Source organism: Sorangium sp. So ce1504, from assembly GCF_051521635.1.
Taxonomy (GTDB): Bacteria; Myxococcota_A; Polyangia; order Polyangiales; family Polyangiaceae; genus Sorangium; species Sorangium cellulosum_B.
The window spans coordinates 2826956-2852438 of the sequence record NZ_CP150365.1 but is presented as its reverse complement, the minus strand read 5'-3'; the positions used below and the strand labels follow the sequence as shown (position 1 = coordinate 2852438).

Sequence of the window (25483 nt, the reverse complement as noted above, 5' to 3'; positions counted from 1 at the left end):
GCTGGCGCGGAGCGGCGCGCCATCCGCTCGCGGACGGCGCTCCGCGCTCCGGCGGCGCTACTTCACCGACTCGACGTCGCCGATGTCGTCGAGGTCGTCCTTGGGTTTCCCGTCGCCCGAGGTCGCCCACGGATTCGTGCGCTCGCTCTCGGGCGCGCCGCGGTCTCTGTCGGCATCGTCCTCCTCCTCTTCGAGGTCGTCGAGCGACTCGACCTTGGCCCCGTCCGGCGAGGCGCTCGGCGCAGGCGGCGTCGACGCGCGCGTCGCCGGGGGCGCGGGCGGCGTCGATGCGCGCGGCGCCAGAGGCGCGGGCGGCGTCGACGGGCGCACCGCCGGAGGGGGCGGCGTCGATGCGCGCGCCGACGAGGTGCCAGGGTCGCTCGGGAGCCTGTTGCGCGACGGCTCACCCCCCTGCGGTGAGACCGCCGCCGCGGCGCCCGCCGCTGCGAGCGGCCTCGCGGCGATCGCGCTCGGCGGCGTGATGCTGCCGGCGGCCTTCGTCCCCGCGGGGGAGCCGGCCGGCGGGCTGCTCACCGACGCCACGAGGCCTCCCGGCGGCGAGCCGGCCGCCCCGGAGGGCGCGGCGCTCGCGGCGGCCTTGCCGGCCTGGCCCGCGTCCGGCGCGCCGCCGGACGAGCCGGAGGCAGGCGCCGACACGGGCCCGCCGCCGGACGACACGGGGGCCGACGCCGCCGGCGCCGACACAGGCCCGCTGGACGCCGACGCCGCCAACTTCGACACGGGAGCGGAGACCCCCGGCGATGATGCAGGCGCAGCCCCGGCCGGCGGAGCGGCAGCGGGCGCGCCGCCGCGGCCGGACGACAGCTCCACCGGCGCCGCCGCCTTCGGCGCGGCGGCCCGCGGCCCGTCGAAGCGCATCGCCTTCTGCGCGAGCTGCACCACGGGGAGGATATCGCGCGGCGGGATGTTCGCGGCGATGACGTCCGGCCCGGCGATCGCGAGCTCACCGTCGGCGTGGAACGGCACGCCCGGGCGCTCGCGCTCCTGCTTGAGCCGCGCGTTGTCGATGGCGACGCGGATCTCGAGCGGAATGCGGGTCTGCCACAGCCGACCGTCGATCGCCGTGCGCACGTCCCACGGCGTCAGGATCGGCGTCCTGCCGATGCCCTCGAACGGGCTGCGATCCGCGAGCAGCGCCTTGAGAAGCCAGGCGACGATCTCCTGGAGCTGCGGCGTGTCCTGATCCCACGGCATCGAGTCCCGGAAGAACTGCCAGTAGCCTCCGGCCGGGCCGTACACCGCGAGATCGCGCGGGTCGAACGCGTCCTCGAACGCGCGCGGGGTGATGTCGCCCTCGTCGATGACGGAGTCGATGAGCGCGCCCTGGAAGTCGGGCGTCTTGCGGCGGGCGGCCTTGGGCGAGAGGCCGGTGAGGGACGTCGTGATCTGCTGGCGCACGTCGCTGCGCTCGCGGAACCACCCCATCCGCTCGACCGCGCCGAACTGCTCGCGCAGCTTGACCGGCGTCCACCACGGCAGATCGAGCTCGCGCAGCCGCGCGACCAGCTCGGCCACGAGCTGCAGCGCCGGCTCGCTCGCGAGGTGCACGCGCGCCTCTCTCCTCAGCGTCTCGTCGTCCTTGCTATCGGGATCCCGGTGCTGCAGCGATCGCTCCGCCATCGTTCCTCCGTGCTCCCCCGGCCGCACTGCTCAATACCAGAACCGGATCCGCGGCGGACAGCCAGCCCACACGCGGCCGCGAGGAGCGATCCGCGCGCCGCGGCGCAGCGCTCGACGCGGCACGGCGCGCGCCTTCAGCGGACCGTCGGGATGTCGTTCTGCAATGGCACGCGAACAGCCCGTCCGAGTGGCCGCGCCAAGCGCCCGGGATCACCCGACCACGTCGCGCGCCGCCTTCGACCTCGGCGCTGCGTCGATCCGGGCTAGGCTCTCGCGGCCATGCAAGAGGACGGGGGAGGGAGCGCGCCCGAGCGCGCCGCGCGAGGGCTCGAGCGGTGGGAGCGCGCCGGGCGCGGGCTCTCGCCGTGGGCGCGACGCGTCGCGTGGGCCGCCGCCGAGGCGATGCTCTGCGACGAGGACGAGCGCGGGGAGCTCGCCCCGCCGGGCGCCGAGGTGTGCGAGCGCGCGGTCGCGGCGCTGGATCTCGCGCTCGGGCAGGGCAGCCCCGAGACCCGGCGCAGCTTCGCGCTGCTGGCCGCTTGCCTCGAGCTGTTGCCGCCCTTCGTGATCGGCGCCTTCGGCCGGATGAGCCGGCTCTCGCTCGGCCGGCGGCTCGCGTACCTGGAGGCGCTCGAGTCGAGCCGCTCCGGGCTCCTCGCGATGCTGCTCCTCGCCTTCAAGGTGCCGATGTGCATCGCCGCCTTCGAGGAGGGCGCGGAGCTCGCGCTGACGGGCTTCGACCGCGAGAGCACCGCGGCGCGGCGCAGGCTGCCCGGGCTGGGCGCCGGGGGCGGCGCGTGAACGGCGGCATCGCGTCGAGCGAGCCGATCGTCAGCGGGCGCGACCTGCCTGCGGGGTTCGACGAGCCGTGCGACGTCGTCGTGGTCGGCTCCGGCGCCGGCGGCGCGGTCGTCGCCGCGCTGCTCGCCGAGGCGGGGCGGCGCGTGATCGTGCTGGAGGAGGGCCCCTACGTTCGCCCTGACGACTACCAGCGCTGGAAGCCCAGCGAGTCGGTGCGGCGGCTGTTCCGCGAGGCCGGCCTGTTCACGGCGTTCGGCGTGGGCCAGACGCCGATGATCTCGCTCACCCTGGGGCGCGCCGTCGGCGGATCGTCGGTGGTGACCGGCGGGGTGTGCTTCCGCATCCCGGGCAGCGTCCACGCGCGGTGGACCCGCGACCTCGGCCTCGACGAGCTGTCGGAGCGCGCCCTCGAGGCGGCGTACGACAGCGTCGAGCATCGGCTGCAGGTCCGCGAGGTCCCCGAGGCGCTGCGCTCCGCCTCGACGGCGCGGCTCGTCGAGGGGGCGAGCCGGCTCGGCATCCCGATGCGCCCGCTCCGCCGCAACACCGGCGACGCGTGCGAGGGCAACGGCCGGTGCAACTTCACCTGCCCCGCCGGGGCGAAGCGCTCGGTCGACGTCGCCTACCTGCCGTCGGCGACCGCGCATGGCGCGCGCGTGGTCGCCGACGCGCTGGTCGAGCGGATCACCGTGAAGCGCGGGCGCGCCGTCGGCGTCGAGGGGAGGCTGCTCGGCGGCGAGCCGGGGGCCCCGCCGCGCCGGTTCCGGGTGCGCGCGAAGGCGGTCGTCGCCGCGTGCGGCACGCTGCACACGCCGCTGCTCCTCCGCACGGCGGGCGCGTTCGAGGCGAGCTCCGGCCTCGGCGACGGCGTGACGCTGCACCCCGCCGTGCGCGTGGTCGCCAGGTTCGACGACGCGCTGAACGGCTGGGACGGCGCGCTCCAGAGCGTCTACTCCGACCACTTCGAGGCCGAGGGGATCAAGCTCGTCGGCGTCTACTCGGCGGTGAACGTGCTCGCGGCGGGCCTCCCTGGCGTCGGGCCCGCGCTGCGGCGTCGGGCCGCCGCGCTGTCGCGCTGCGCCGTCTTCGGCGCCATGATCCACGACGAGGGCGGCGGCCGCGTCCGCCCCGGCCCCGGCCGGGAGCCGCTCGTCTCCTACGCGATGGCGCCGCGCGACCTCGCGCGGCTCCGCCGGTCCATCACGATCCTCAGCGAGATGGCGCTCGCCGCCGGCGCGCGCGAGGTCTACACCGCGCTGCTCGGCGCGCCGCCGGTCACGTCGATGGACGCCGCGCGCGCGGCCGAGCGCGAGGCCATCGACGCGCGCCGCATCGAGTGCATGGCGTTCCACCCGCTCGGGAGCGCGCGGGTGGCGAACGATCCGCGGCGCGGCATCGTCGATCAGAGCGGCGAGTGCTTCGCGCTGCCGGGGCTCTTCGTCGCCGACGGCTCGATCCTCCCCACGAGCATCGGCGTGAACTCGCAGGTGCCGATCATGGCGATGGCGACGCGCATCGCGTGGCGGATGGCCGAGCGGTTCCCGCGGCTCGCGGCGGCGAGCCCCGCGTAGCGGGCGCGGCGCCGCGTAGCGGGCGCGGCGCCACGCGGTGCTACAACGTCGGCCGACGCCGACAGCCGAGGTTCCAGGATGCAAGCGACGATCGATCTCCGCTCCGACACCGTCACCCGACCGACCGCGGCCATGCGCGCCGCCATGGCCGCGGCCGACGTCGGCGACGACGTGTACCGCGAGGACCCTACCGTGCGGGCGCTCGAGGAGCGCGTCGCGGAGCTCACGGGCAAGGAGGCGGCGCTCTTCGTGCCGAGCGGGACGATGGGCAACCAGATCGCGCTCCTCTGCCACACGCAGCGCGGCGACGAGGTGATCGCGGGCGAGGGCGCGCACTGCGCGTTCTACGAGAGCGGCGCGGCGCCCGCCTGGAGCGGCGTGCAGTTCGTCTTCGCCGGGCGCGGCGGCCTGTTCAAGGCGGCCGACGTCGAGGAGGCGATCAAGCCGCCGCAGTACTACCTCCCGCGCACGCGCCTCGTCGCGATCGAGAACACCCACAACCGCGCGGGCGGCCGGGTCTTCCCGCAGGAGGACGTGCTCGCCATCGCGTCGGTCGCGCGCGCGCACGGGCTCGCGCTGCACCTCGACGGGGCGCGCCTCTGGAACGCGGCGGTCGCCACCGGTCGAACGCCCGCCGAGCTCGCCGCGCCGTTCGACACGGTGAGCGTCTGCTTCTCGAAGGGCCTCGGCGCGCCCGTCGGCTCCGCGCTGTGCGGCAGCGCCGACGTGGTCCGCGCCGCGCTGCGCTTCCGGAAGATGCTCGGCGGCGGCATGCGGCAGGCCGGCGTGCTCGCGGCCGCCGCCCTGTACGCGCTCGCGCACCACCAGGGCCGCATCGCCGAGGACCACGAGGCCGCGCGCGCCATCGCGCGAGCGATGCGCGCGGCGGCCCTTCGCGCGATGGCGCCGCCCGCGACGGGCGCGCCGCCCGCGACGATCGAGGAGCCCGAGACGAACATCCTCTACATCGACACGCCCGGCATCCCGGCCGAGCGGCTCGTCGAGGCCGCGCGACGGCGCGGCGTGCTCGTGGGGGCGACGGGCCGGAGCGCCGTCCGCGCCGTGACCCACCTCGATCTCGCGCCGGAGCAGGTCGCGCCCGCGGCGAGCGCCCTCGCCGAGGCGCTCGCCGAGGTGCTGGCGCTGCCGCGCGATCGCGGCGCCGAGGGCGCGCGCGCATGAGCCGCCGCCCCAGGAACGCCCCCGCGCCGGCGCTCGCCGTCGCGATCGCGATCGCCGCGCTGCTCGGCCCCGCGTGCGCGCCGGTGCGCGGCGACGCCTACCTCACCGCGATGACCGCCGGCGAGCGCGCCTACCACGCGGGGCGCTACCGCGAGGCGGCCCGCTCGTTCGACGACGCCGCGTCGCAGGCGCTGCGCGTGAAGGACCGCGACGAGGCGCGCCTCATGCAGGCGCGCTCGTTCGAGCGCGCGGAGTCCTGGGGCGAGGCGCGCGCGTCGTACGAGCGGCTGCTCGCCGACTCGCCGCGCGGGCCGCGCTCGGAGCGCGCGGAGTTCGAGCTCGCCGATCTCGCGATCGAACACGGCGACGCGGACGCGGGCTACGCGATGCTGCTGGCGGCGACGCTGCGCCGCCCGTCGCACGGGCTCGCGCGCAACGCGCTGAAGCGGCTCATCCAGCGCGAAGAAGACCGCGCCGGCGCGGCGGGCGCGCTCGCGTGGCTGCGGCAGCACGGCCCCGCGCTCCGCGGGACGGAGCTCGATCAGGACGTCGCCTACAACACCGCGCTCCTCCTGGAGCGGAGCGGCGATCGCGAAGCTGCGCTGCGCGCGCTCGTCGCCGCCGCGCGCGCGCACCCGTACCCCGTCGGCAGCTTGACGGACGACGCCCTGTTCCACGCGGCGGAGCTCGCCGCGTCCCTCGGGCGCCCCGAGGAGGCCATCGGCTACCTGAGGGAGATGCTCTCCGCGCGCGAGCCGGCCGTCACCGGCAGCTACGACCGCGAGAAGTTCGACGACGCGCAGCTCGAGATCGCGCGCCTCTACCGCGACGCGCTCGGCGATCGCGCCGCCGCGCGCCGCGAGCTGCGCAAGCTCTATACGGACCACCCCGCGTCCATCCTGCGCGACGACGCGCTCTGGGCCGAGGCGAAGCTGTGGCGCGAGGAGGGCCGGAGCAAGGAGGCGTGCGCCACCGCAGCCCGGATCGTCCGGGAGCTCCCCGAGTCGCGCTACGCGCGCTGCGCGCACGCGATATGTCCGTCGCTCCCGGCGGCGCCTCGCCCGTGCGCGGACTACATCCTCCGCGAGCTCGACGAACGGAAGGACCCCTGACGCGGGGACGCCGCGCGGCGCGTCGCCGCGGCGGGCCGACCGCGCTCAGTCGTCCTCGTCGTCCTCGGACTCCAGCTCGGCGTCATCGTCGTCGCCGTCCTCGTCCTCGTCGTCGGCAAGGTCGTCGTCGTCGGCCTCGTCGAGGTCGTCGTCGTCCTCGCGCGGCTCATACTTCAGATCGATGCCGATGTCGCCGAGCTGGGTCTCGAGGAGCTCGAAGAGCTCGTCCACGTCGTCGCCCCCCCACTCGTCGAGCACGTCGGTCAAGAACTCAAAAAAATCACCGCTGTCCAGACGACGCTCGATCTCTTCGACCTGCTCCTCCGAGAACGCCTCGAGGACGTCCTCGCGCAGCGCTTCGGTGTCGCCTTCCTCAACGGCATCCGCCGCAGAGAGGCGGATCTGCTTTACGGCACGCTTGTCGAGGTGAATCTCCATGAAGGTGGCTTCGTTTAGGCGACCCTCGCAGCCGCCGTCAAGCGGCGTATGGTGTCGAGCTTCAAGAGACCGCTCGCCTCCCCCTTCCGTCGCGTTTTTTCCTGGGGGCGCGGCGAGGCGCGGACCTTCCCCAGGCGGCCGCGCGCGCGGCCACGTCGGAGGTCGGCGCGGGCGCGCCCCAGCGCCCGCGCCGCGAAGGAGCGTTGCCGGCGGCAGATCTCTCGCGTATCTCAAACAACTCGTGCGTTTGCGATCTCCGCCCGGCGCGCTCTGGGCCGCGACCATCGCGGCCAGCGCCCTGCTGTCCTTGACAGCGCGGGCCGCGCCTCCGCACCCCCAGGCCGAGGGCGCCCTCCACGGCGCCGCGCCAGGCGCTCCCGCCGGCGGCCGGACGGGCGAAGGGGCCGAGGACGGGCGCGCCACGTCCGCCTGGAGCGCTCGGCTCGACGCGGCGGGGGACGAGGCCGCCGCCGAGCAGGAGCCATCGCCTGCCGTCAAGCCGAGCGTCGAGCTCGCCTCCCGGCCGCCGCCGCTGCACGTCGAGTACGTGCAGTACGGCGTCGCCCTCGTGGCCGAGATGAGCCTCGATCCTGGCGCTGCCTGCCCGCGCTCCGGACCCCTCTACGCGTGCATCCTGGGCAGCGGAGGCGGGCTCGCGATCCGCGGCGGATACCGCTCGCCAGGCCCCTGGTACTTCGGCGGCGCGTACCAGTTCACCAAGATGGACTCGAGCAATCTCTACCGGCTTGGAATCTTCCAGCAGCTCCGGGCCGAGATGAGGTACCTGCCGGACATCGGCTACCGGGCGGCTCCCTACTTTTTCGCCGGGATCGGCGGCGTCGCCTACGGGAACGAGTGGGGCGTCGAGACGGGCGGCGCGCTCATCTTCGGCGGCGTCGGGGTCGAGCTGGAGGTCTCGCGCCGCGCGGTGCTCGGCGTCAGCTGCGTGTACCGGCCGGTGCTGCTCGCTGGCTGGAGGGACACGGCCAACTACGAGCGGGCCACCGCCATCGCGCAATTCGTCGGCTTCGAGCTCCTTCTCGAGGTGCGGACCGAGGTAGGCCGGCGCTGAGCGGTTCCCCTGTCCGCTCGAGAGAACGCACCGGCTACTTGACTCGACCGTCGCTCCGCGGTCCCCTCGGCAGCGTGATCTGCGATGTGTGCGGCCGCGACAACGCTGGCGATCTGACGTTCTGTCAGGATTGCGGTCGACGGCTGAAGGCTCGAGAGGCGCGGGTCGTCCCGCCGACGCCGCCGAGCGGCTTGCCGCAGGTGTCGCTCCCGGCCCTGCCGGCGGCCGCGCAGGTCGAGACGCCGCCGGCGAACGACGCCCGCGCGGCCGCCAGGGCGCCGGGGCCTCGCGGCGCGCCGGGGCGCCTTCGCCCGGAGGCGCCCGTGTTCTCCTTCAGCCCTCTCAGCTCGGCGAGGACGGAACCAGCGATGCCGGCGGTGCACGGCCGCGCCGAGGGCGCCTCGCGCCCGGCGCGCGAGGGCGCCGCGACGCCGGCTGCTGGCGCGCTGGACAGCGCGATCCAGATGGTGCCAGCCCTGCAAGGGCCGAGGATCACCGAGCGGGGTGACGCGCCCGCGACGCCCGCGACGCCCTCGATCACCGACGCGATCCTGGGGCTCTCCTGCGCGAACTGCAACGGAGAGAACCCTCCGGGCTACCGCTTCTGCGTGACGTGCGGCGCGGCGCTGAACAGGAGAGATGGCGGAGCGCCGGCGGGCGCCCCGCAGCCGGTGAGCCAGGTGTCGAAGCGCGCCAGGGGAGAGCGCGGCGAGCCAGGCACCGCGCTCTCCCCTGGCGCGCCGTACATGGCGCCCCCGCCCCACGAGGAGATCGGGACGACCGCGCGAGGTCTCCACGACGTCACGCCCGCCGCGCTCCGGCACGCGCCGCCCACGGAGGCCGCGCCGCCGCCAGCGGCGCGCGACGAGCGCTCCGACGCCGGAGACGCGCATCAACGGGTCGGCGCGCCGGCCAGGCCGGCTCCGCCCCCGCTGCCCCCGGTCGCCCTGCCCCCAGCGCGGCTGCCCGCGGCCAGCGGGAGCAACGCGGACAAGATCGTCGGCTCGCCGGTGGTCGACATCGCGTCGTCGCAGCGGGCTCCCGTCCCGCCCGTCGAGTGCGCGCGCTGTCGCGGTCAGTGCCTGGCGGGCACGCGGTTCTGCAAATATTGCGGTGCGCCCCTCGAGGGCGAGCGGCCCGCCTCCGAGCGCCCATCCAGGGCCGCCTCCGAACGGCCGCAGCCCGCGCCAGCGCTCGCCCCGGACGCCCGGCGCGACCCGCAGCGGCCCCCGCAGACTGCCGAGCCCGCCGGGCCGATCTCGAACGAGGCGAGCAGCGCGCCGCCAGCCTCCCAGCGGCCGCTCGCGCCGCTGCGCGCGTCCCTCTCGGTTCGCCCGCCGGCGTGGGTTCCGGCTGACACCCAGCCGACCCGAGCGCTCGAGGGCAAGCTCATCGTGATCGTCGAAGACGGGACCGAGGGAAAGAGCTTCCCCCTCGCGGGCCCGCAGATCGACATCGGCCGAACCGAGGGGGATATCGTCCTCGAGGACGACCAGTACGTCTCGCCCCGGCACGCGCGGCTCATCCCGCAGGAAGGGTCCTGGGTTCTCCGTGACCTGGGCAGCGTCAACCGCATCTACCTCCGCATCCGGAAGACGCACCCCCTCCGAGATGGCGACTTGCTCCTCCTGGGCCTCGAGGTGTTACAGTTTCAGACCGTGAACGACGGCGAGCGAGGCCTCGGCCATGCCATCCAGCATGGAACGTTGCTGTTTGGCTCGCCCGCCATCCACCGCCGGGCGAGACTCTGCCAGCGGACGGTGGAAGGCGTGACGCGGGACGTGTACCACCTCTACCGGGATGAGACGGTGATCGGACGGGAGACGGGAGACATCGTATTCACGGCCGATCCGTTCCTCTCGCGACGCCACGCCGCCATCCGGAGGAACCCGGCCACGGGGGAGTTCACGCTCAGCGACCTGGACTCGTCGAACGGGACCTACGTCGCCATCCGCGAGGACGTCAGCCTCCTCGATCGCGATTTCGTGCGCATCGGGCAGCACCTGTTCCGCGTGGATCTCCCCCGATGAGCGATCAGACCGTCCGCGAAACGCCGACCGAGGCGCTGGAAGTCGAGGGGCTCCCCGGCGCGACGTCCGCAGGAACCGACTCGAGCAGCCACGCCGGCAAGGCGCTTCATGACTCCCCGCACGGCGCCGCGTCGCTCGAGTCCGGCAAGGCGGGGTCTGTGGAAGCAGGCAAGCCCGTGAACTGGAAGCCCCCGCCGCCCAAGACGCGTCCGGCCTCAAACGCCGCGCAGAAGGCTGGCATCGCCATGAAGCCCGTGAAGGCGCCCAGCACATCGAGCCCGGAGAAGGTCGGGCGGAAGCTCCCTCCGCCGCCGCGGGTGCGGCTCACCGCCGGCGGGTCGCGCGAGGAGGACACGGATGGAAGCGCCGCACGGTCGGACGACCTGGGAGACGCTGTGACCCCCGATGCTCCGCCGGCCGCCGCTCAGGCGCACACCTCCCTCGCGGCCGCGTCGTACGACGGCGCGCTCGACGAGACCCCCGCCGCGGAGGCCGCCCACGGCGGCGCTGCCGGGCGCTTCGCGGGCGAGGCGCCGGGGGGTGGCGAGCCGGACGAGGGCGGGCAGCGCCCCGACGGCATGGACGGCGCGGCGACACCGCCCGACGAGCCGCGTCGCCCCGAGGTCGTGCTGCGGCTGTTCGGCCGGACCGACGTGGGCCAGGTCCGCGAGCACAACGAGGACAACTTCATCGTCGCGGATCTCACGAAGGCGAGCCGCGGCCTGATGGAGATGGATCGCTACCAGGTCGTCGGCGAGCGGGGCGCCCTGCTCGGCGTGTGCGACGGCATGGGCGGCGCCGCGGCCGGGGAGGTCGCGAGCCAGCTCGCGGTCGACATCATCTACCAGCGGATGAGCGTCGCCGGTCCCCCGGAGAACCACGACGAGCTCGCGGCGCGGCTGGTGCAGGCGATCGAGGCGGCAGGCCTCCGGATCTTCAGCGAGGCGAAGCTCGATCGGACCCGGCGGGGGATGGGGACCACCTCGACCATCGCCGCGCTCATGGACGATCACCTGTTCCTCGGCCAGGTGGGCGACAGCCGCGCGTACGTCCTCCGCGGCGATCGGCTCGTGCAGGTGACGCGCGACCAGTCGCTCGTGAACCAGCTCATCGAGGCGGGCCAGCTCACCGAGGAGGAGGCCGAGACCTTCGAGCACAACAACATCATCCTCCAGGCGCTCGGCACCGCGGACTCGGTGCAGGTCGACCTCACCTTCGTGGAGCTCAAGCGGGGCGACACGCTGATGCTCTGTTCCGACGGGCTCTCGGGCATGGTGCGGAACGAGGAGATCCGCGAGGTGCTGCGGAGCGTCGACGATCCGATCGAGGCCTGCAAGGTGCTGACGGATCGGGCCAACCAGGCCGGCGGGCACGACAACATCACGGTGGTGGTCGCCAAGTTCGACGGCGACGGGCTCGCCCTGCCGGAGCTCGAGGACATCGAGGACCTCCGCTACCAGAAGTACGCGCTGCCCGAGCACCTCCTGGCCCAGAACGCCGCCGCGTCCGAGCCGGCGCGCAAGGTGAAGGAGCTCGACGAGAAGAAGATCTCGCAGCGGCCCCCCTCGCCGAAATCGTGGCTGAGCAGCGCGGACAGCGACATGGACGACGACGGGGACGACTACGACCACGTCGCCTCGCCCCTGCCGGCCGACGACGCGCTGGACGAGCGCAACGCCCGCGCGCCCGTCCAGGGCGACGAGCCGATCATGATCCCGACCGACGGCGCGCCGCAGTGGCTGGTGATCTTGATGATCGTGAGCGCCGTCGCGTGCGTTACCATCGCCGGCTACTACCTGCTTCGTTAGGGTACGCGTAGCGCACGTGCGCGCGCCCCCCACCGCGATGCTGCGCAGCAACGACAAGCGTGGCCGGCAGACTCCGGCCGCCCCGCAGGAAGAGTGGCCCCCCGGGCGCCCGGACGCGGACAGCCGCGTCGACGTCGAGACCGCGCAGCGCATCGTCAAGGATGCCGTCGTGCAGGCGATGCGGCGCGAGGAGAAGGCGCTCGCGCTCGTGCGCGCCAAGGCGGACGAGGCGAGGCGCAAGGTGTCGCGCCACAACCTGATCCTCGGGCTAGGCGTCGCCGCGGCGCTCGTCGCCGTGGCCGTGGCCTTCGTGGTCACGTACCGGTCGCGCCAGGCGGCCGACGCGCTCGCGCGCGAGGTCGGCCTCGGGATCGCGCCCGCGGCGCGCCCGTCGGGCGCGATCCCGGAGCAGGTGCTCTCGGGGCGCGCCATCTTCGAGCAGAACAGGCTGGCGCTCTACGTGATGGGCTACAAGGTGGACAACCGCATCGGCGGTTGCTGCTCGGCGTTCGCCATCGCGCCCGATCTGCTCGCGACGAACGCTCACTGCGTCCGCGACTGCCGCGCCCGCGGCGGCACCTCGATCGTCACGCAGAACGACTCGATGGGGAAGATCCGCTTCCCCATCGTCGCGATGTCGGCCCACCCGGCGTACAAGCCAGGGCAGGCGGGCGCCGGCTCGCCGGACGTCGCCCTGCTCCGGATCGCCGGCAAGGCGACGCGCACGGTGAAGCTCGCGAACGACGCCGAGCTGCGGGCCATCGGGCCGGGCGACGACGCCTATGTCATCGGCTTCCCCGGTCGCTTGATGGACCCGCTGAGCCCCTCGGCGACGTTCCTGGAAGGCCGCATCGGGCGCGTGACCGGCATCGACGAGGAGGCGACGACGCCGGACCGAGCCGTCCTGATCCAGCACGACGCCGTCACGCGCGGGGGCAACAGCGGGAGCCCCATCTTCAACCAGTACGGGCACGTCATCGGCGTCCACGCGGCGCACATCGACGACGAGGACAACGTCACGATCGACGGCCGGAAGGCGACGGTGACGCAGAGCTCGCCGTTCCGCATCGGGATGCGGATCGATCTGCTGCAGGGGGTCCCGGCGCCGTGATGTTACGCGTCGTACATACCTTCGGGCGCAACGCCGGTTCTGTGGAGATCCATGACCGGCGCGCGGTGCGCTTCGGTCGAGCGCCGGACAACGACGTCGTCTTCGACCCGAACCACGATCGCGACGCGAGCAGCCACCACGCCGAGGCGCGCCTCGAGGCGGCGGGCTGGGTGCTCTACGACCTCGACAGCCGCAACGGGACCTACGCGGGCGGGCAGCGGATCAAGCGGCACCCGATCGCGTCGGGCGACGAGATCACGTTCGGCGCCAAGGGCCCGCGGGTGCGGCTGGAGCTCGTCGAGCGCCGCACGTCGGGTCCACCGCAGGCGCACGCTGTGGCGCATCACCCCTCTCCTGCCGCGGCTTACCCTGCGCCAGCGACGGGCCATCCCGCGCCCGCCGCGTACCCCGTGCCTACTGCGGGCTACTCCGCGCCCGCCGCGTACCCCGCGCCCGCCGCGTACCCAGCGCCCGCCGCGTACCCCGCGCCCGCCGCGTACCCAGCGCCCGCCGCGTACCCGGCGCCCGCTGCCGCCCCCCCCGGACACGTCCCGGCCGCGCCGCCGGCCGGAGCTCGGCGGGTCGGCGAGCGGACGATCGCCATGATGATCTCCTCCGCCGTCGCGGCCGCCACGGGGCGCGCGAAGCCCCGTGGCACCGTCGAGATCAACGCCATGCTCCACAAGGAGGTGCACGCCGCGACGGCAGGCCAGCGCCGCACGACCTACATCCTCGCCGCGCTCCTCGTGATCGCGCTCGCCAGCCTCGCCGCGCTCATCGTCTACAACCGCTCCTCCCACGACGAGATCAGCCAGCTGCGGGAGGAGCTCGCGGGCCTCTCGCCGGAGGACCCCCGGCGCAAGGAGATCGAGCGCCGCCTCGGGACGCTCCACCCCTCGAACGCCAACTTCGGGCGCAACCTCCACGACCGCTCCAGGAAGGGGATCTTCATGCTCGCCGCCGGGCGCGAGGGGTTCTGCACAGCGTTCGCGGTGCGGCCCTCCGTCCTCGTGACGAACGCCCACTGCATCACCGCGGCCAAGCGCCGCGGCGGCGCGATCGCGGCGCTCGAGAACGAGGGCCGGGGCCAGATAAGCTTCGCCGTGACCGGCATGCGGACGCACCCGCAGTACCGCGACAGCGCGGATCAGCTCACCCCGGACATCGGCACCGTGACGATCGCGGGGCGCGCGGCCGCCGTGCTCGAGCTCGCGACCCGGGAAGAGCTCGCCGCGGCCGGCGCCGGCGACGACGTGTACCTGATCGGCTTCCCGGAGCGGCTCACGGACACCGCGAACCCCGTCGCCACGTTCCTCGCCGCCAACGTCGGCCGGATCACGGGCGCGAACGGCCGGCCCGCGCCCGCGGCGGAGGCCTGGCTGATCCAGCACGACGCCCGCAGCACGAGCGGCATGAGCGGGAGCCCCATCTTCAACGGCCAGGGCAGGGTCATCGGCATCAACGCCGGCGGGTACCTCGAGGGCAACGACGAGACGATCTCTGGCCAGAAGATGGAGGTGGTAAAGGCCTCCCCCTACAAGTTCGGGATGCGCATCGACCTGCTCGACGCCATCCTGCGCTGACTCCCGGCCGAGAGAGATGCTCCGCCACGCGCTCCGCAGGCTCCTCTGGACGCTGCCGACCCTCGTCGGCGTCTCGCTGCTGACCTTCTTCGTGCTCTCCTTCGTCCCCGATCCGACGGACGATCCGCTCCTCGCCAGCTCCCTCTCCAGCGCGGAGCTCGCGCGGCTGCGCCGGGAGCGCTTCCTCGACCTGCCGCGCTTCATCAACCTGGAGCCGCGCGACGTGCGCCTGCGCGCCCTCGCGGCCGCGCAGGCCATCGCGGCCGGCGGCGACGACGCGGCGGCCGCCGCCGACGAGCTGCGGCGCCTCGGCGGCGCCGCGCTGCCGCACATCCTGCCGCTCGACGCGCTGGCGCCCGAGCCGCGCACCCGCGTCGCGCTCGCGCTCGCGCCCGTCGCGGCGCGGATGGGCCTGCCGCGGGCCGACGACGCCGCGGACCCGGCGCACGCGGTCGCGTTCTGGACGCGCTTCTGGGACGACCGCGGCATCGAGTTCCGGAGCGCGTCGGTCCGGAGCGCCGTGCGGCGCCTGGTCCGCTACGGCTCCGCGTCGCGCGCCGCCGAGCTGCTGGAGCTCGACACGTTCGCCCTGCAGGCGGTGATCGCCGCGCTGCAGCCGCCGCGCGACGCCGCGACGCTCGAGCAGGCGCGCGCCCTCGTCGACGTCGCGGCCCACATCGCGGAGATCGACGACCGGATCGCCCCGGGCGACGACCTCGCGGAGGCCCGCGCGTGCGTCACGCGGTGGAAGTCGTTCTGGAACGTGTACCGCAGCGACTTCGAGGTGTTCACCGGCCCGGCGCAGCTCGCGGCGACCGTGCTCGAGACCCGCTACGGCAAGTGGGCGCTCGGCGCGGTCACCCACCGGCTCGGCGTCGCGGCGACCGGAGAGCCGGTGCTCGACGAGCTCGCGCGGCGCGCGCCCGTCACCCTCGCGCTCGTCTTCGGGGCGATCGCGCTGGCCTACGCCGTGGCGATCCCGCTCGGCGCGCTCAGCGCGGCCTCGCAGGGCCGGCGGAGCGACTCCGCGATCGCGGCCGCCGTGCTCACCGCCGCCGTCCTCCCGACCGCCGTCGTGGCCGTGGCCGCCGCGCTCCTCTCGGGCGGCGCGCGGTCCCTGCTCCTGCCGACGTGCATCATCGCGCTCTCGCTCGTCGCCGCGCCGACGCGGCAGCAGCGCGCCGCGCTCGTCGCGGTCCTGACGCAGGACTTCGTCCGGGCCGCGCGGGCGCGCGGCGCCGGCGCCGCGCGCGCCATCGCCGTCCACGGGCTCCGCAACGCCGTGCTCCCGGTCGTGACGCTCGCCATGCTCGAGCCGCCGATGGCGCTCGGCGGCGCCTTCGTCGTCGAGCGCGTCTTCGAGCTCCACGGGCTCGGCGAGCTCACGCTCCTCGCCGTGCAGGCGCGCGACGTGAGCTGGCTCATGGCCATCTCGATCGGCGCCGCGGCCATCGCCGCGCTCGGCGTGATCGCGACCGATCTCGCCTATGTGCTCGTCGATCCGCGGCTCGGCCCGGCGGTGCTCTCGCGGAGGAGCGAGGCGTGACCCACGCGACCGCGTTCCTCCGCCGGATGGTGGGCAGCAAGCGCGTCGCCATCGGCGCCGTGCTGCTCGGCGTCCTCGCCCTGCTCGCCATCTTCGCCGAGCTCCTCGCCGCCCCCGCGCCCATCGCCTGCTTCAGGCCGGGCCGCGCGGAGATCCTGCCCGCGGTCACCGAGGGCGCCGCGCTCGAGTCGCTCACCGAGGCCGAGCTCAGGGTGCGCTTCGAGGGCTTCGCGATCTGGCCGCCCATCCGTTACGGCCCGGAGCAGCGCACCGACGCCGGCCCGAACGCGTCGCCGTCCCTCGACCACCCGCTCGGCACGGACTTCGAGAGCCGCGATCTCGCCGCGCGGCTGATCTACGGCGCGCGCACGGCGCTCGGCCTGTCGCTCAGCGCGGTGCTCGTGGGCATGTTCCTCGGCGTCGTGCTCGGCGGGCTCGCGGGCACGCTGCGCGGCTTCTGGAACGACGGCCTCGTCCGCCTCGTCGAGACGGTCGACACCTTCCCGGCGATCCTCGTCGTGGCCATCGTGCGGGCGATCGAGCGCGAGCCCTCCGCGCTGTCGCTGGTGCTCGCGGTCGCCTTCGTCCGCTGGGCGGAGATCGCGCGCCTCGTGCGCGCCGAGGTGCTGCGCGCGTCGAGCGAGGAGTACGTGGCGGCCGCGCACGCGCTCGGCAGCACCCGGCTGCGCGTCTTCTACCGCCACATCCTCCCGAACGCGCTCGGCCCCGTGATCGTGAGCTCGGTGCTCGGCGTGGCGTCCGTCGTCCTGCTCGAGGCGGCGATCTCGTTCCTCGGGATGGGCGCGCCCGCGCGCGTGGCCTCGTGGGGGGAGACGCTGGGCCAGGCGGCGCGGCACCCGAGCGAGATCCGGCTGCTCGTCTTCCCTTTCGTGCTGCTCCTGGCGACGGTCGGCGGCTCTTACCTCATCGCCGACGCCCTGCGCGACTCCATCGATACACGCACGGTGCGCGCGCGCGTCCCGCGCTGACGGGGCGCGACGCGGGGGCCGCACGTCCGCGGACAGCCGCCGGCCGTGCAGCGCTCTCGCGCGCCGAAATTGCGCTGAAATCGCGTTCATCTCCGCGATCTCGGCGGCGGAGCCCTCGCGCCGCTCGATCTCGCAGGAAAGGCCCGCTATGAATTCGCCCGCCATGGCCGTTCCCGAGATCAACGAGCAGGAGTTCGAGCGCGAGGTGCTCCGCAGCGAGTTGCCCGTGCTCATCGATTTCACCGCCACCTGGTGCGGACCGTGCAAGACGGTCGCGCCGGAGGTCGACGCCATCGCGCGCGAGCTCGAAGGCAAGGCCAAGGTGGTCAAGGTCGACATCGACCGGTCGAAGCGCATCGCCACCACGCTGCGCATCCAGGCTGTCCCGACGTTCATGGTCTTTCATCGAGGCCGCCCGGTGGCCGCCGAGCAGGGCGTCCTCAACCGAAAGCAGCTCCGCGAGCTGCTCGATCCGTTCCTCCCGCGCGCCGAGGGCGCCATCCGGGCGGCCGAGCTGGCGCAGCTGATCCGGGAGGGCCAGGTGGTCCCCGTGGACACGCGCGAGAGCCCCGCCTACGGCCGCGCCCACATCCCGGGCGCGGTGCACATCCCGATCGAGGAGATCGAGGGCCGGCTCGCCGAGCTCCACATGCTGGCCGGCGCGCCGGTCCTCTATTGCCGCTCCGGCGACAGGTCGAAGGACGTCGCCGCGAAGCTCGCCGAGGAGGGCGTGCCCGTCGCGTTCCTCGAGGGCGGCTTTCTCTCGTGGGAGGCCGAGGCGCTCCCGATCCAGCGCCCCGACTGACCGCTGCCGCAGGGTGACGCTGCGCCGCTCGGCGATCTCGGCGCCGCGCGGCTGCACCCTGCGCGGCGCGGCGTCACCCCTTGGCGGCCGACAGCGCCGCCGAGACGACCTCGCGCACCGGCACGCCGTGCGTCCTCGCCGCCGCGGCGCAATCGTCGAACTCCGGCTTGATCTGCGGCGGCCCGAACGGCCCCTCGCTGATCTTCACCCGGATGGCTCCGTACGCCGTCTGCACCGTGGTGATCCGCCGCGGCCGCTCGGTGCGCGCGACAGGGATCTTCCGTAGCCCGATGCTGGTCGTCTCGCGGAGCAGCGCCGTCGCGACGGCGTCGGCCTGGGGGGCGGCCGCGAGCGCCGCGATCGTCAGGGCGGGGCGCCCTTTCTTCATCGTGATCGGCGCCGCCCAGGCGTCGAGCGCGCCCGCCGCGAACAGCGCCTCGATCGCGTGCCCTGCCACCTCGCCCGTCAGATCGTCGACGTTCGCCTCGACGATCACGTGCGACGCGCTGCCGAGGCTCTCGTCTCCGCCCGTGCGCGTCCCGAGCACGACCCGCAGCAGGTTGGGGCGGTCCGGCAGCTCGCGCTGACCGGCGCCGAAGCCGATCCGATCGGGGGCGAACGTCGGCCAGCGCTCGAACCGGGTCGCCAGCGTGGCGATGATGGCCGCGCCCGTGGGCGTGACCAGCTCGGCGTCGAGCTCGACGCCGTAGGTCGGGACGCCGCGGAGGCACGCGACCGCCGCGGGCGGCGGCAGCGGGAGGATCCCGTGCCGCGCCTTCACGAACCCGCGCCCCATGGGCAGCGGCGATCCGACGACCTCCGCCCCGATGTGCACGATCGCGGCGGCGGAGCCCACGATGTCGACGATCGCGTCGACGGCGCCGACCTCGTGGAAGTGCACGTCTTCCAGGCGGATCCGGTGCACGGCGGCCTCCGCCTCGCCGAGGCGCCGGAAGATCCGGCGCGCCAGCGCGGCGACGGGCGGATCGAGCGGCGCGGCGGCGAGCATGGCGTCGATGGATCCGTAGGTGCGCTCCGGCTGCGGCGCCTCGACGTGCACGTCGAACGAGGTCGCCACGATGCCGCTCCGATGGGCGTGCCCGCGGTGCAGGTGGAACCCATCGAGCGGCAGCGCGGCGACGGCGCGCTCGATGACGAGGAGGGGCACCCCGAGATCGAGCAGCGCGGCGATGGTCATGTCGCCCGCGATCCCGCTGAAGGCGTCGAAGAACAGGACCTTGCCCGTGCCCGCGCCCTCCTCGAGGAGCGGCGCGCGCGGATGGTCGTGCGCGTGCCCGTGATCGTGATGGCCCTCGTGCGCGTGCCCGTGATGGCCCTCGTGCGCGTGCCCGTGATCGTGATGGCCCTCGTGCGCGTGCCCGTGATCGTGATGGCCCTCGTGCGCGTGCCCGTGGTGGTGCTCGTCTCCGTGCGCGTGGTCGTGATCGTGCCCGTGTCCCATCTCTCGCCTTCTCCGTTCCCCGGGCGCCTTCGCGGCGCGGCGCTCCCGCGGTCGCGCTCGTTCCGAGCTACTCCTTCGGCAACATGCGATGCACCACCATCGCCGCGCCGAAGCCGCTATCGATGTTGACCACGGCGACTCCGGAGGCGCACGACGTGAGCATGGCGAAGAGCGCGGTGAAGCCGCCCAGGGCAGTGCCGTAGCCGACCGACGTCGGCACCGCGATCACCGGCGCCGCCACGAGCCCGCCGACCACGCTCGGCAGCGCGCCTTCCATGCCCGCGACCACGATCACGGCCGACGCCTTGCGCAGCTCCTCGACGCGATGGAGAAAGCGGTGCAGCCCCGCGACCCCCACGTCGTACAGCCGCTTCGCCTCGAGGCCCACGGCGCGCAGCGTCTCGATGGCCTCCTCGGCGACCGGCAGATCGCTCGTGCCCGCGGTCACGACGGCGACCGCCCCGGCGGCGCGCTTCGGCGGCGGCGCGACCTCGATGCTGCCGGTCCGCGCGAGGGGCACATAACGGAACGCGGGCAAGAGGGCCGAGACCGCCGCGCCCTTCGCGGCGTCGACCCGGGTCACGAGCACGTTCTGCCCCGCCCCCGAGATCTCCCCGGCGATCAGGGCGATCTGCTCGGGTGTCTTCCCTTCGCCGAAGATCACCTCGGGGACGCCCTGCCTGAGCGCGCGGTGGTGATCGACGGTCGCGACGCCCAGGTCCCGGAAAGGCAGCCCTCGGAGGGCATCGAGCGCCTCCTCGACGGCAAGCTCGCCGCTCCGAACGCGCTCAAGCATCTCCCGGACGAGGCGCGGCTCCATGTGCGCAGCCGCTTAGCGCGGCGGCGTTCCCAGAGCAAACGTTCCGCCCAGCCTGCCCAGCCGCGCCCGGAAGAGCCCTGGTGTGGGCCGCTCGAGCCGTCCTGGTCAGGAAAAGGTCCAGGCACTTTGCTCAGGAGGGGGCGACAGGACTACTTTCGGCGCCGCGTGCCCGCCTTCGTCGCTCCCCTCGTCGGCTTTGCTCTCGGTGCGCTGCTCGCCTGGTTCAGCGCTGCAGCCCCTCACCGCCTGGGCGCGCTGCGCGCGTCGGAGCCTCGGCTTGCGCCGGGCGCGCGCGCTCGGCCGCTCGCGCTCGTCTCCCTGTTCGCCTGCCTCGTCTTCGCGCCGGTCTGCGCGTACTTCCTCGTGTTCGCCCCTGACTGGAGCTTCGCGTACCTCGTCGACACGCGCCGCATCCCGTCCGCCGTCGACCTCGTGCTCGTCCTCGTCAATGCCGCCTCGGTGCCCGCCGGGTTCGCGGCCGCGAATCGCTTCGCCGGGAGCGCTGGCGGCAGGTGGACCGCGCAGCGCGCGGTCCACGCGCTCGCCGTCCTCGCCGGCGCTCCGCTGGCGATCGCCCTGGTCGCCGTCCTGGCCCTGTCCCGGCGGCTCGCGCTCGACGGCACCTACCGGCAGGTCGAGGGCGACTTCGGCGTCCACCCGGTCGCCGGCGGTCCGCTCGGTTATGCGCTCCTCTGGATGTACACCATGCTGGCCGCCGGCTTCGCGGTCACCGTGAGCGCCCTGCTCCGGCGCGAGCCCGCGGGCGCCGCGCCGAAGGCCGAGCCCTCCCCCGGCGCGCGCCCCCGCGCCGTCCCGAGTGAGCCAGCGGCCGAGGTCGTTCCGCCCCGGCCCGCCTCGACACGCCCTCATCGGCGGCTCGGCGTCGGCAGCGGCGGGCGCTCCAACCGGCCGGGCTGAGACGCCCCTCGTGCGCGCGGGGCTGAGACGCCCCTGGTGCGCGCGGGGAGGCGACCGCGCCACCGCGTTGACGGAGCCAGCCCGCTCCACCACCCTGTCGCCCCATGTCCGAACGAGCCCGCGTGGAGCAGCAGGTCGAGGAACTGATGGAGCTCGCCGAGCAGGTGGTGACGCGCGCCAGGAAGGGCGGCGCCGACGTCGCGGAGGCGATCGCCCGCTCCGGCTCCGAGCTCACCACCAAGGTGCGCCTCGGCGAGCCCGAGCTCGTCGAGGAGGCCGTCCACAAGGGCCTCGGCATGCGGATCATCAAGAAGCAGCGCGTCGCGCTGACCTCGACGTCCGACCTCACGCCCCGCGGCATCGATCGCTTCGTGGCGGACGCGCTCGAGCTCGCCGACATCTCCCAGGAGGACGCGTTCGCCGGCCCCGCCGATCCGGAGCTCATCGCCAAGGGGCCGTTCCCCGCGCTCGATCTCTACGATCCCTCAGGCGGCGAGGTCACGGCCGCGCAGGCGATCGACATCGCGCGCCGAGGCGAGCAGGCCGCGCGCGACGCCGACCCGCGGATCACGAACAGCGAGGGCGCGACGTTCTCGCGGAGCGCGGGCGCCTTCGCCCTCGTCCTGTCCGGCGGCTTCCGCGGCGGCTTCGCCGGCTCGTACGCGCAGCTCGTGGTCTCCCCGATCGCCGACGACAGCGGCGACAAGAAGCGCCGCGGCTTCTACTTCACCGGCCGGCGCCACCTCGCCGACCTGGACGCCCCGGACGCCGTGGGCCGCGAGGCGGCGCGCCGGACGCTGCGCAAGCTCGGCGCCCGCAAGGTGGCGACCTGCGAGGCGCCCGTCGTCTTCGACCCGGACGTCGCCCGGTCGATGCTCGGGTTGCTCGGCTCCTGCATCATGGGCAGCTCGATCTGGCGCAAGTCGAGCTACCTCGTCGGTCGCGAGGGGACACGCATCGCCAGCGATCTCATCACGGTCGTCGACGACCCGCTGATCCCGCGCGCGCCCGGCTCGCGCCCGTTCGACGGCGAGGGCCTCCTCGCCCGGCGCAACGTCGTGGTCGAGCAAGGCATCCTGAAGACCTACCTCTGCGACAGCTACAGCGGCCGGAAGCTCAAGCGCCCGCCGACCGCCAGCGCCTCGCGCGGCGCCGGCGGCGGCGTCGGGCCGTCCACGTCGAACTTCCTCCTCCAGCCCACCTCCACGCCGGCGGCGGAGATCGTGCGTTCCACGCCGCGCGGGCTGTACGTCACCGAGATGATGGGCTTCGGCTTCAACGCCGTGACCGGCGACTTTTCCCGGGGTGCGTCCGGCTTCTGGATCGAGAATGGAGAGCTCGCCTATCCGGTGAGCGAGGTAACCATCTCACTGAACCTGGACGAGCTCTTGCAGCGGATCGACGCCGTCGGGGACGATCTGGATCTCCGGACGTCGACGTGCTCACCGACGTTCCGGGTCTCCTCCATGACCATCGCTGGAAGCTGAAGCGCCTCCGTCCGAGGAGCCATGCTCCTCGGGCGCGTCTTCCTTCAGGAGACTCCGAAGCGGACTCGACAGCGGGGTTGCGAGCGACCCATCAACCGGCCCCGGGTTGTGCTGCAGGAGGGGTTCTGACCTCAGCGGCTCGCTCTGCAGTGCTGCGGCTCCTGGCGGAGCCTCCTCGGGCGCGACCGGCCGTCCCAGCCCAGCCTCTTCTGCTGGGCGTAGGACGGCCGGGGCCCTGGCTCAGCGCGAGGACCCGCCTGCGGCGAGGCTCCGCGGCGGCTCTTCCGACGCCGGACCGCTCGCCGCCTGGAGGGGCGTCGCCGTCTGCGCGGCCGCTTCGGGCACGAGGAAGCCCTTCAGCTGCTGCGCGTCGCTCCGGCCGATCCGGCCGACGAACGACGGCAGGCTGATCGGCTCATCCGACAAGGCGACGAAGGTCCCCTGCGAGTTCGCTCGGTGGAGCGCCTCGAAGAGGGAGGGGACGTCCACGTCGCTGGACACCGCCCGCACGTCGACGATGTACACGTCCGCGGGGTCCGCCCCCGCGAAGATCAGCGCGTCATACGGGTGGCTCGCGTGCCGAATGGGCACGCCTTCCCCGAGGGCTCGCGCCACGTGGGCCATCGTATCCTTGGTGCCGATGGCCATCATCGACTTGGAGGTCGCCTTGGCGAGCTCCCTGGGCACCGAATAGCCCCATGCACGGAGGAACTCGGCCACGTCCGCAGCCTTGAAGCGCAAGTGTCTCCCCGGCGTACGGAAATGGGCAATCCTCCCCCGATCTACCCAGTTATGGATTGTCTTCAAGTCGACCTCGCACAAGGCTGCGAGGTCCGATGCCGTCAACAGCTTTTCACGAACACCAGCCATCGCCGAACTCCACGCGAAAGGCACCTGCCGCACAGCTCGCGTTCACAGCGCGGCAGCGTCTCCTCAGGTGGCGGCCCCCCCACCCGTCTGTCTACTCGATTGAAACCTAGCTCTCATAGACGGGTCCGTCACCCGCTTTGCTCGAATTTTCTCAGCCCCATGGCGAGTTCGCCCCGCGCGGAGGCAAACTCCCCATCCTTCAGGGGATCTCCTGGTTCATTATGTTCACGCGACCGGGCGTCGGCCAGCTGGTCGTGAAGGAGCCAGCCGAGCCGTCTGGAGCGCGCGGAGCGACGCGGGCCAGGCTCATTCCCGGCTTTGGCACGGGCGCGGCGGGCGACCTGGACAAGACAGCACCTCCTCGATCCTTCAATTTGAGCGGTTCTCCCGAGTTCGACAGCCCGTGGCTGCCAAGTTTGGGGACGCGGAGAAGAAGCGTCTCGGGAGGAGGCGGAGGGTCGAGCTCATCATCAGAAACGTAGTCCTCGTTGACGACCAGAGCATACGCGCCGGGCATGAACGAAATAGGGGGCAATTCGGTCTCACCACCCACATCGGCGAGTACAACCCCTGTGAGCTCAGCAGGGACGTCACCGTCATTGTAGAGCTCGACCCACTCCTGCCCTGGCTCTGGCCCGACGGGGTTCGCCAGCACCTCGTTGATGATCACATGGGGCATGGGCGCGAGCGTCATGGCCGAGAACGTCCGGCGCTCCACGACCCCGGCGTTGTCGACGGTCGCAATGGCGAGCTCCACGGGGCTCAAGGGCGGCAGTGGAGCGAGGACGAACGGCTCGCCCGGCGGTAGCGCGAGGACTTCGTCGAACCCCGCGCCCGCGATCGCCCAGAGCAGCGGAGCATCCGCCGAACGAACGAGGATTCGATCGTCGGCGACCCGAGCACAGCCCGGCCCGAGCGCGAGCTCGTCCGGCGCACACGCCACCGCGATGGCGGGAAGCGGATCCGATTCCAGCATGAACGGACGCGGATCGAGGCTCACTGCTGTCGGCTCGCCCGGGAGCGCGACGGGAGGCCCCACGAGGCGCATGCCGTCGGCCTCGGGCGGCGCCGTGGCGGTTGGCTCCCCTTCGAAGCGCAGGCAGCGCGCGCCGATGTCGTCGACGGCGCCGCGGCGCAGCTCGCCCGCCGGTCCGCCAGGCACGAGCGCCGCCGCGGCGATCACCTCCGGGAGGGGAGCGTCACCGCACCACACCCCCAGGCCGAGGGTCGCGCCGGCGTCGGGCGGCGGCCAGAGCCGTGAGAGCACGGGCGGCGAGCCCTCCGTGGCGATCTGGATGTGGTGCGAGAACACAGGGCTGCCACTCGCGATGGCGTAGGTCTCCCCGGGGGCGAGCGGGGCGAGCGGCGCCACGGTCAGCGAGAGGTCGCCAGGGGGAGTCCCGTTCAGCCAGGCGATCGAGGGGACGACGCGCTCCGACAGCGCCGTCGACAGCTCGCCTCGCTCTATCTGCCGGAGGTGCGCCGCGCTGAGCTTGCCGCGGACGACCAGCGCACGGGCGGGGTCGACGCTCCCGAGAGCGGCGCCGGGGAGGAGCACGCGCGCCCGCAGCACCGGAGGCGCGGCGTCCAGCGGCGCGGCGGGCTCGATCTGGAGCTCGGGGCCCGGATCTGCGGGGCCGGCGACCTCGGCGTCCTCTTCGTCACCGCCTTCATCGAGTTGCGGGGGAACGACGAGCTCCGGCGCGCAGGACAGGGGTGAGGCCACGAGCGGCGTGAGCGCGAGCGGCAGCGCGCGGAGCGCGCGGGGAGTCCACGAGGGGCGAATCGGGCAACGATGGGTCATGACGCGGAGTTCGGCGGGAGCTCGCTGCCGGTTGCTCGACGTCGCTTTCTTTTTTCGAGGCCGCTACCCTCGCCCCGCATGGCCCCCGAGGACATCAAGAAGCTCCGACAGGAGCTCGGCTGCACGGCCCGCGAGCTCGCCGGAGCGCTGGGCATCGAGCAGGAGACCGTGCTCGCGTGGGAGCACGGAGATCTCTTTCCCACGAAGCGCTTCGTGGGAATGATGGAGGAGCTGCGACGAAAAGGTCCGGAGGCGATCCCCCGCAAGAAGAGGAGGCAGGTCGCCACCTCGCCGCTCCAGGTGCTCGCCGATCCCGAGCTCTGGCGGCTCTTCCGCAAGCTCCTCGCCCACCCCGAGCTGAGGAGCGCCGCAACGAAGCTGGCCGAGGCCTATCCGGATCCGACGGATGCTCCACCGCCGTGAGCGACGGGGC

The 25483-nt window shown here is 73.7% G+C and carries 21 protein-coding genes; 15 read left to right on the top strand and 6 right to left on the bottom strand.

Going from position 1 to position 25483, the window contains the following annotated elements; all coding sequences use genetic code 11:
- Positions 1-57 precede the first annotated feature (57 nt).
- The gene (locus WMF39_RS11060) at positions 58-1641 is read right to left on the bottom strand and encodes a hypothetical protein (protein ID WP_437745497.1); all 1584 of its coding nucleotides are present in this window, start codon (positions 1639-1641) and stop codon (positions 58-60) included.
- Positions 1642-1920: 279 nt separating this feature from the next.
- Here WMF39_RS11060 and WMF39_RS11055 point away from each other — a divergent pair, with 279 nt between their 5' ends.
- From WMF39_RS11055 to WMF39_RS11040, 4 genes are all read left to right on the top strand, one after another.
- Positions 1921-2442 carry a hypothetical protein gene (locus WMF39_RS11055; protein WP_437745496.1) on the top strand — a complete coding sequence of 174 codons (522 nt, stop codon included), beginning with the start codon at positions 1921-1923 and terminating at the stop codon, positions 2440-2442.
- Positions 2439-4013: a GMC family oxidoreductase N-terminal domain-containing protein gene (locus WMF39_RS11050; protein ID WP_437745495.1), complete on the top strand. Its 1575-nt coding sequence runs from the start codon at positions 2439-2441 to the stop codon at positions 4011-4013. Before WMF39_RS11055 ends, WMF39_RS11050 begins: the two co-directional genes overlap by 4 nt.
- A gap of 78 nt (positions 4014-4091) precedes the next feature.
- Positions 4092-5195, top strand: coding sequence for a low-specificity L-threonine aldolase (ltaE, locus tag WMF39_RS11045; protein WP_437745494.1), 1104 nt, complete (start codon positions 4092-4094; stop codon positions 5193-5195).
- On the top strand, positions 5192-6307 hold the full coding sequence (locus WMF39_RS11040) for a tetratricopeptide repeat protein (protein ID WP_437745493.1): 1116 nt from the start codon (positions 5192-5194) through the stop codon (positions 6305-6307). Before ltaE ends, WMF39_RS11040 begins: the two co-directional genes overlap by 4 nt.
- A gap of 45 nt (positions 6308-6352) precedes the next feature.
- Here WMF39_RS11040 and WMF39_RS11035 read toward each other — a convergent pair whose 3' ends face one another.
- Positions 6353-6745 (bottom strand): hypothetical protein, encoded by a 393-nt coding sequence (locus WMF39_RS11035; RefSeq protein ID WP_437745492.1) that lies wholly within the window; start codon positions 6743-6745, stop codon positions 6353-6355.
- Between the two features lie 241 nt (positions 6746-6986).
- Here WMF39_RS11035 and WMF39_RS11030 point away from each other — a divergent pair, with 241 nt between their 5' ends.
- From WMF39_RS11030 to trxA, 8 genes are all read left to right on the top strand, one after another.
- A complete protein-coding gene (locus tag WMF39_RS11030; protein ID WP_437745491.1) occupies positions 6987-7817 on the top strand; it encodes a hypothetical protein in 831 nt (276 codons plus the stop codon).
- Positions 7818-7891: 74 nt separating this feature from the next.
- Entirely contained in the window at positions 7892-9847 is a 1956-nt protein-coding gene (locus tag WMF39_RS11025; RefSeq protein WP_437745490.1) for an FHA domain-containing protein, read from the top strand.
- On the top strand, positions 9844-11655 hold the full coding sequence (locus WMF39_RS11020; protein WP_437745489.1) for a Stp1/IreP family PP2C-type Ser/Thr phosphatase: 1812 nt from the start codon (positions 9844-9846) through the stop codon (positions 11653-11655). The genes WMF39_RS11025 and WMF39_RS11020 overlap by 4 nt, the downstream gene beginning before the upstream one ends.
- A 16-nt stretch (positions 11656-11671) precedes the next feature.
- Positions 11672-12766, top strand: a complete 1095-nt coding sequence (locus WMF39_RS11015; RefSeq protein WP_437745488.1) for a S1 family peptidase — start codon at positions 11672-11674, stop codon at positions 12764-12766.
- Between the two features lie 41 nt (positions 12767-12807).
- Entirely contained in the window at positions 12808-14349 is a 1542-nt protein-coding gene (locus tag WMF39_RS11010; RefSeq protein WP_437745487.1) for a trypsin-like peptidase domain-containing protein, read from the top strand.
- A gap of 16 nt (positions 14350-14365) precedes the next feature.
- Positions 14366-15895: an ABC transporter permease subunit gene (locus tag WMF39_RS11005; RefSeq protein ID WP_437745486.1), complete on the top strand. Its 1530-nt coding sequence runs from the start codon at positions 14366-14368 to the stop codon at positions 15893-15895.
- Positions 15892-16884, top strand: coding sequence for an ABC transporter permease (locus WMF39_RS11000; RefSeq protein ID WP_437745485.1), 993 nt, complete (start codon positions 15892-15894; stop codon positions 16882-16884). The genes WMF39_RS11005 and WMF39_RS11000 overlap by 4 nt, the downstream gene beginning before the upstream one ends.
- A 163-nt stretch (positions 16885-17047) precedes the next feature.
- Positions 17048-17689 carry a thioredoxin gene (gene trxA / locus WMF39_RS10995; RefSeq protein ID WP_437745484.1) on the top strand — a complete coding sequence of 214 codons (642 nt, stop codon included), beginning with the start codon at positions 17048-17050 and terminating at the stop codon, positions 17687-17689.
- A 73-nt stretch (positions 17690-17762) separates the two neighbouring features.
- Here trxA and larC read toward each other — a convergent pair whose 3' ends face one another.
- On the bottom strand, positions 17763-19151 hold the full coding sequence (gene larC / locus WMF39_RS10990) for a nickel pincer cofactor biosynthesis protein LarC (protein ID WP_437745483.1): 1389 nt from the start codon (positions 19149-19151) through the stop codon (positions 17763-17765).
- Positions 19152-19218: 67 nt separating this feature from the next.
- Positions 19219-19971, bottom strand: a complete 753-nt coding sequence (gene larB / locus WMF39_RS10985; protein WP_437745482.1) for a nickel pincer cofactor biosynthesis protein LarB — start codon at positions 19969-19971, stop codon at positions 19219-19221.
- Positions 19972-20136: 165 nt separating this feature from the next.
- Here larB and WMF39_RS10980 point away from each other — a divergent pair, with 165 nt between their 5' ends.
- Positions 20137-20889, top strand: coding sequence for a hypothetical protein (locus WMF39_RS10980; protein WP_437745481.1), 753 nt, complete (start codon positions 20137-20139; stop codon positions 20887-20889).
- 104 nt (positions 20890-20993) lie between these two features.
- A complete protein-coding gene (locus WMF39_RS10975; protein WP_437745480.1) occupies positions 20994-22376 on the top strand; it encodes a TldD/PmbA family protein in 1383 nt (460 codons plus the stop codon).
- A 240-nt stretch (positions 22377-22616) separates the two neighbouring features.
- Here WMF39_RS10975 and WMF39_RS10970 read toward each other — a convergent pair whose 3' ends face one another.
- Positions 22617-23246 (bottom strand): helix-turn-helix domain-containing protein, encoded by a 630-nt coding sequence (locus tag WMF39_RS10970; RefSeq protein ID WP_437534721.1) that lies wholly within the window; start codon positions 23244-23246, stop codon positions 22617-22619.
- 199 nt (positions 23247-23445) lie between these two features.
- The gene (locus tag WMF39_RS10965; RefSeq protein ID WP_437745479.1) at positions 23446-25050 is read right to left on the bottom strand and encodes a lamin tail domain-containing protein; all 1605 of its coding nucleotides are present in this window, start codon (positions 25048-25050) and stop codon (positions 23446-23448) included.
- A 78-nt stretch (positions 25051-25128) separates the two neighbouring features.
- Here WMF39_RS10965 and WMF39_RS10960 point away from each other — a divergent pair, with 78 nt between their 5' ends.
- Positions 25129-25473, top strand: coding sequence for a helix-turn-helix domain-containing protein (locus tag WMF39_RS10960; protein ID WP_437745478.1), 345 nt, complete (start codon positions 25129-25131; stop codon positions 25471-25473).
- Positions 25474-25483: the final 10 nt, after the last annotated feature.

Excerpts from the sequence above, each read along its gene's own strand:
- WMF39_RS11060 (WP_437745497.1), bottom strand. The coding sequence starts at position 1,641 with ATGGCGGAGCGATCGCTGCAGCACCGGGATCCCGATAGCAAGGACGAC.
- WMF39_RS11055 (WP_437745496.1), top strand. The coding sequence starts at position 1,921 with ATGCAAGAGGACGGGGGAGGGAGCGCGCCCGAGCGCGCCGCGCGAGGG.
- ltaE (WP_437745494.1), top strand. The coding sequence starts at position 4,092 with ATGCAAGCGACGATCGATCTCCGCTCCGACACCGTCACCCGACCGACC.
- WMF39_RS11040 (WP_437745493.1), top strand. The coding sequence starts at position 5,192 with ATGAGCCGCCGCCCCAGGAACGCCCCCGCGCCGGCGCTCGCCGTCGCG.
- WMF39_RS11035 (WP_437745492.1), bottom strand. The coding sequence starts at position 6,745 with ATGGAGATTCACCTCGACAAGCGTGCCGTAAAGCAGATCCGCCTCTCT.
- WMF39_RS11020 (WP_437745489.1), top strand. The coding sequence starts at position 9,844 with ATGAGCGATCAGACCGTCCGCGAAACGCCGACCGAGGCGCTGGAAGTC.
- WMF39_RS11005 (WP_437745486.1), top strand. The coding sequence starts at position 14,366 with ATGCTCCGCCACGCGCTCCGCAGGCTCCTCTGGACGCTGCCGACCCTC.
- trxA (WP_437745484.1), top strand. The coding sequence starts at position 17,048 with ATGGCCGTTCCCGAGATCAACGAGCAGGAGTTCGAGCGCGAGGTGCTC.
- larC (WP_437745483.1), bottom strand. The coding sequence starts at position 19,151 with ATGGGACACGGGCACGATCACGACCACGCGCACGGAGACGAGCACCAC.
- larB (WP_437745482.1), bottom strand. The coding sequence starts at position 19,971 with ATGGAGCCGCGCCTCGTCCGGGAGATGCTTGAGCGCGTTCGGAGCGGC.
- WMF39_RS10975 (WP_437745480.1), top strand. The coding sequence starts at position 20,994 with ATGTCCGAACGAGCCCGCGTGGAGCAGCAGGTCGAGGAACTGATGGAG.
- WMF39_RS10970 (WP_437534721.1), bottom strand. The coding sequence starts at position 23,246 with ATGGCTGGTGTTCGTGAAAAGCTGTTGACGGCATCGGACCTCGCAGCC.
- WMF39_RS10965 (WP_437745479.1), bottom strand. The coding sequence starts at position 25,050 with ATGACCCATCGTTGCCCGATTCGCCCCTCGTGGACTCCCCGCGCGCTC.
- WMF39_RS10960 (WP_437745478.1), top strand. The coding sequence starts at position 25,129 with ATGGCCCCCGAGGACATCAAGAAGCTCCGACAGGAGCTCGGCTGCACG.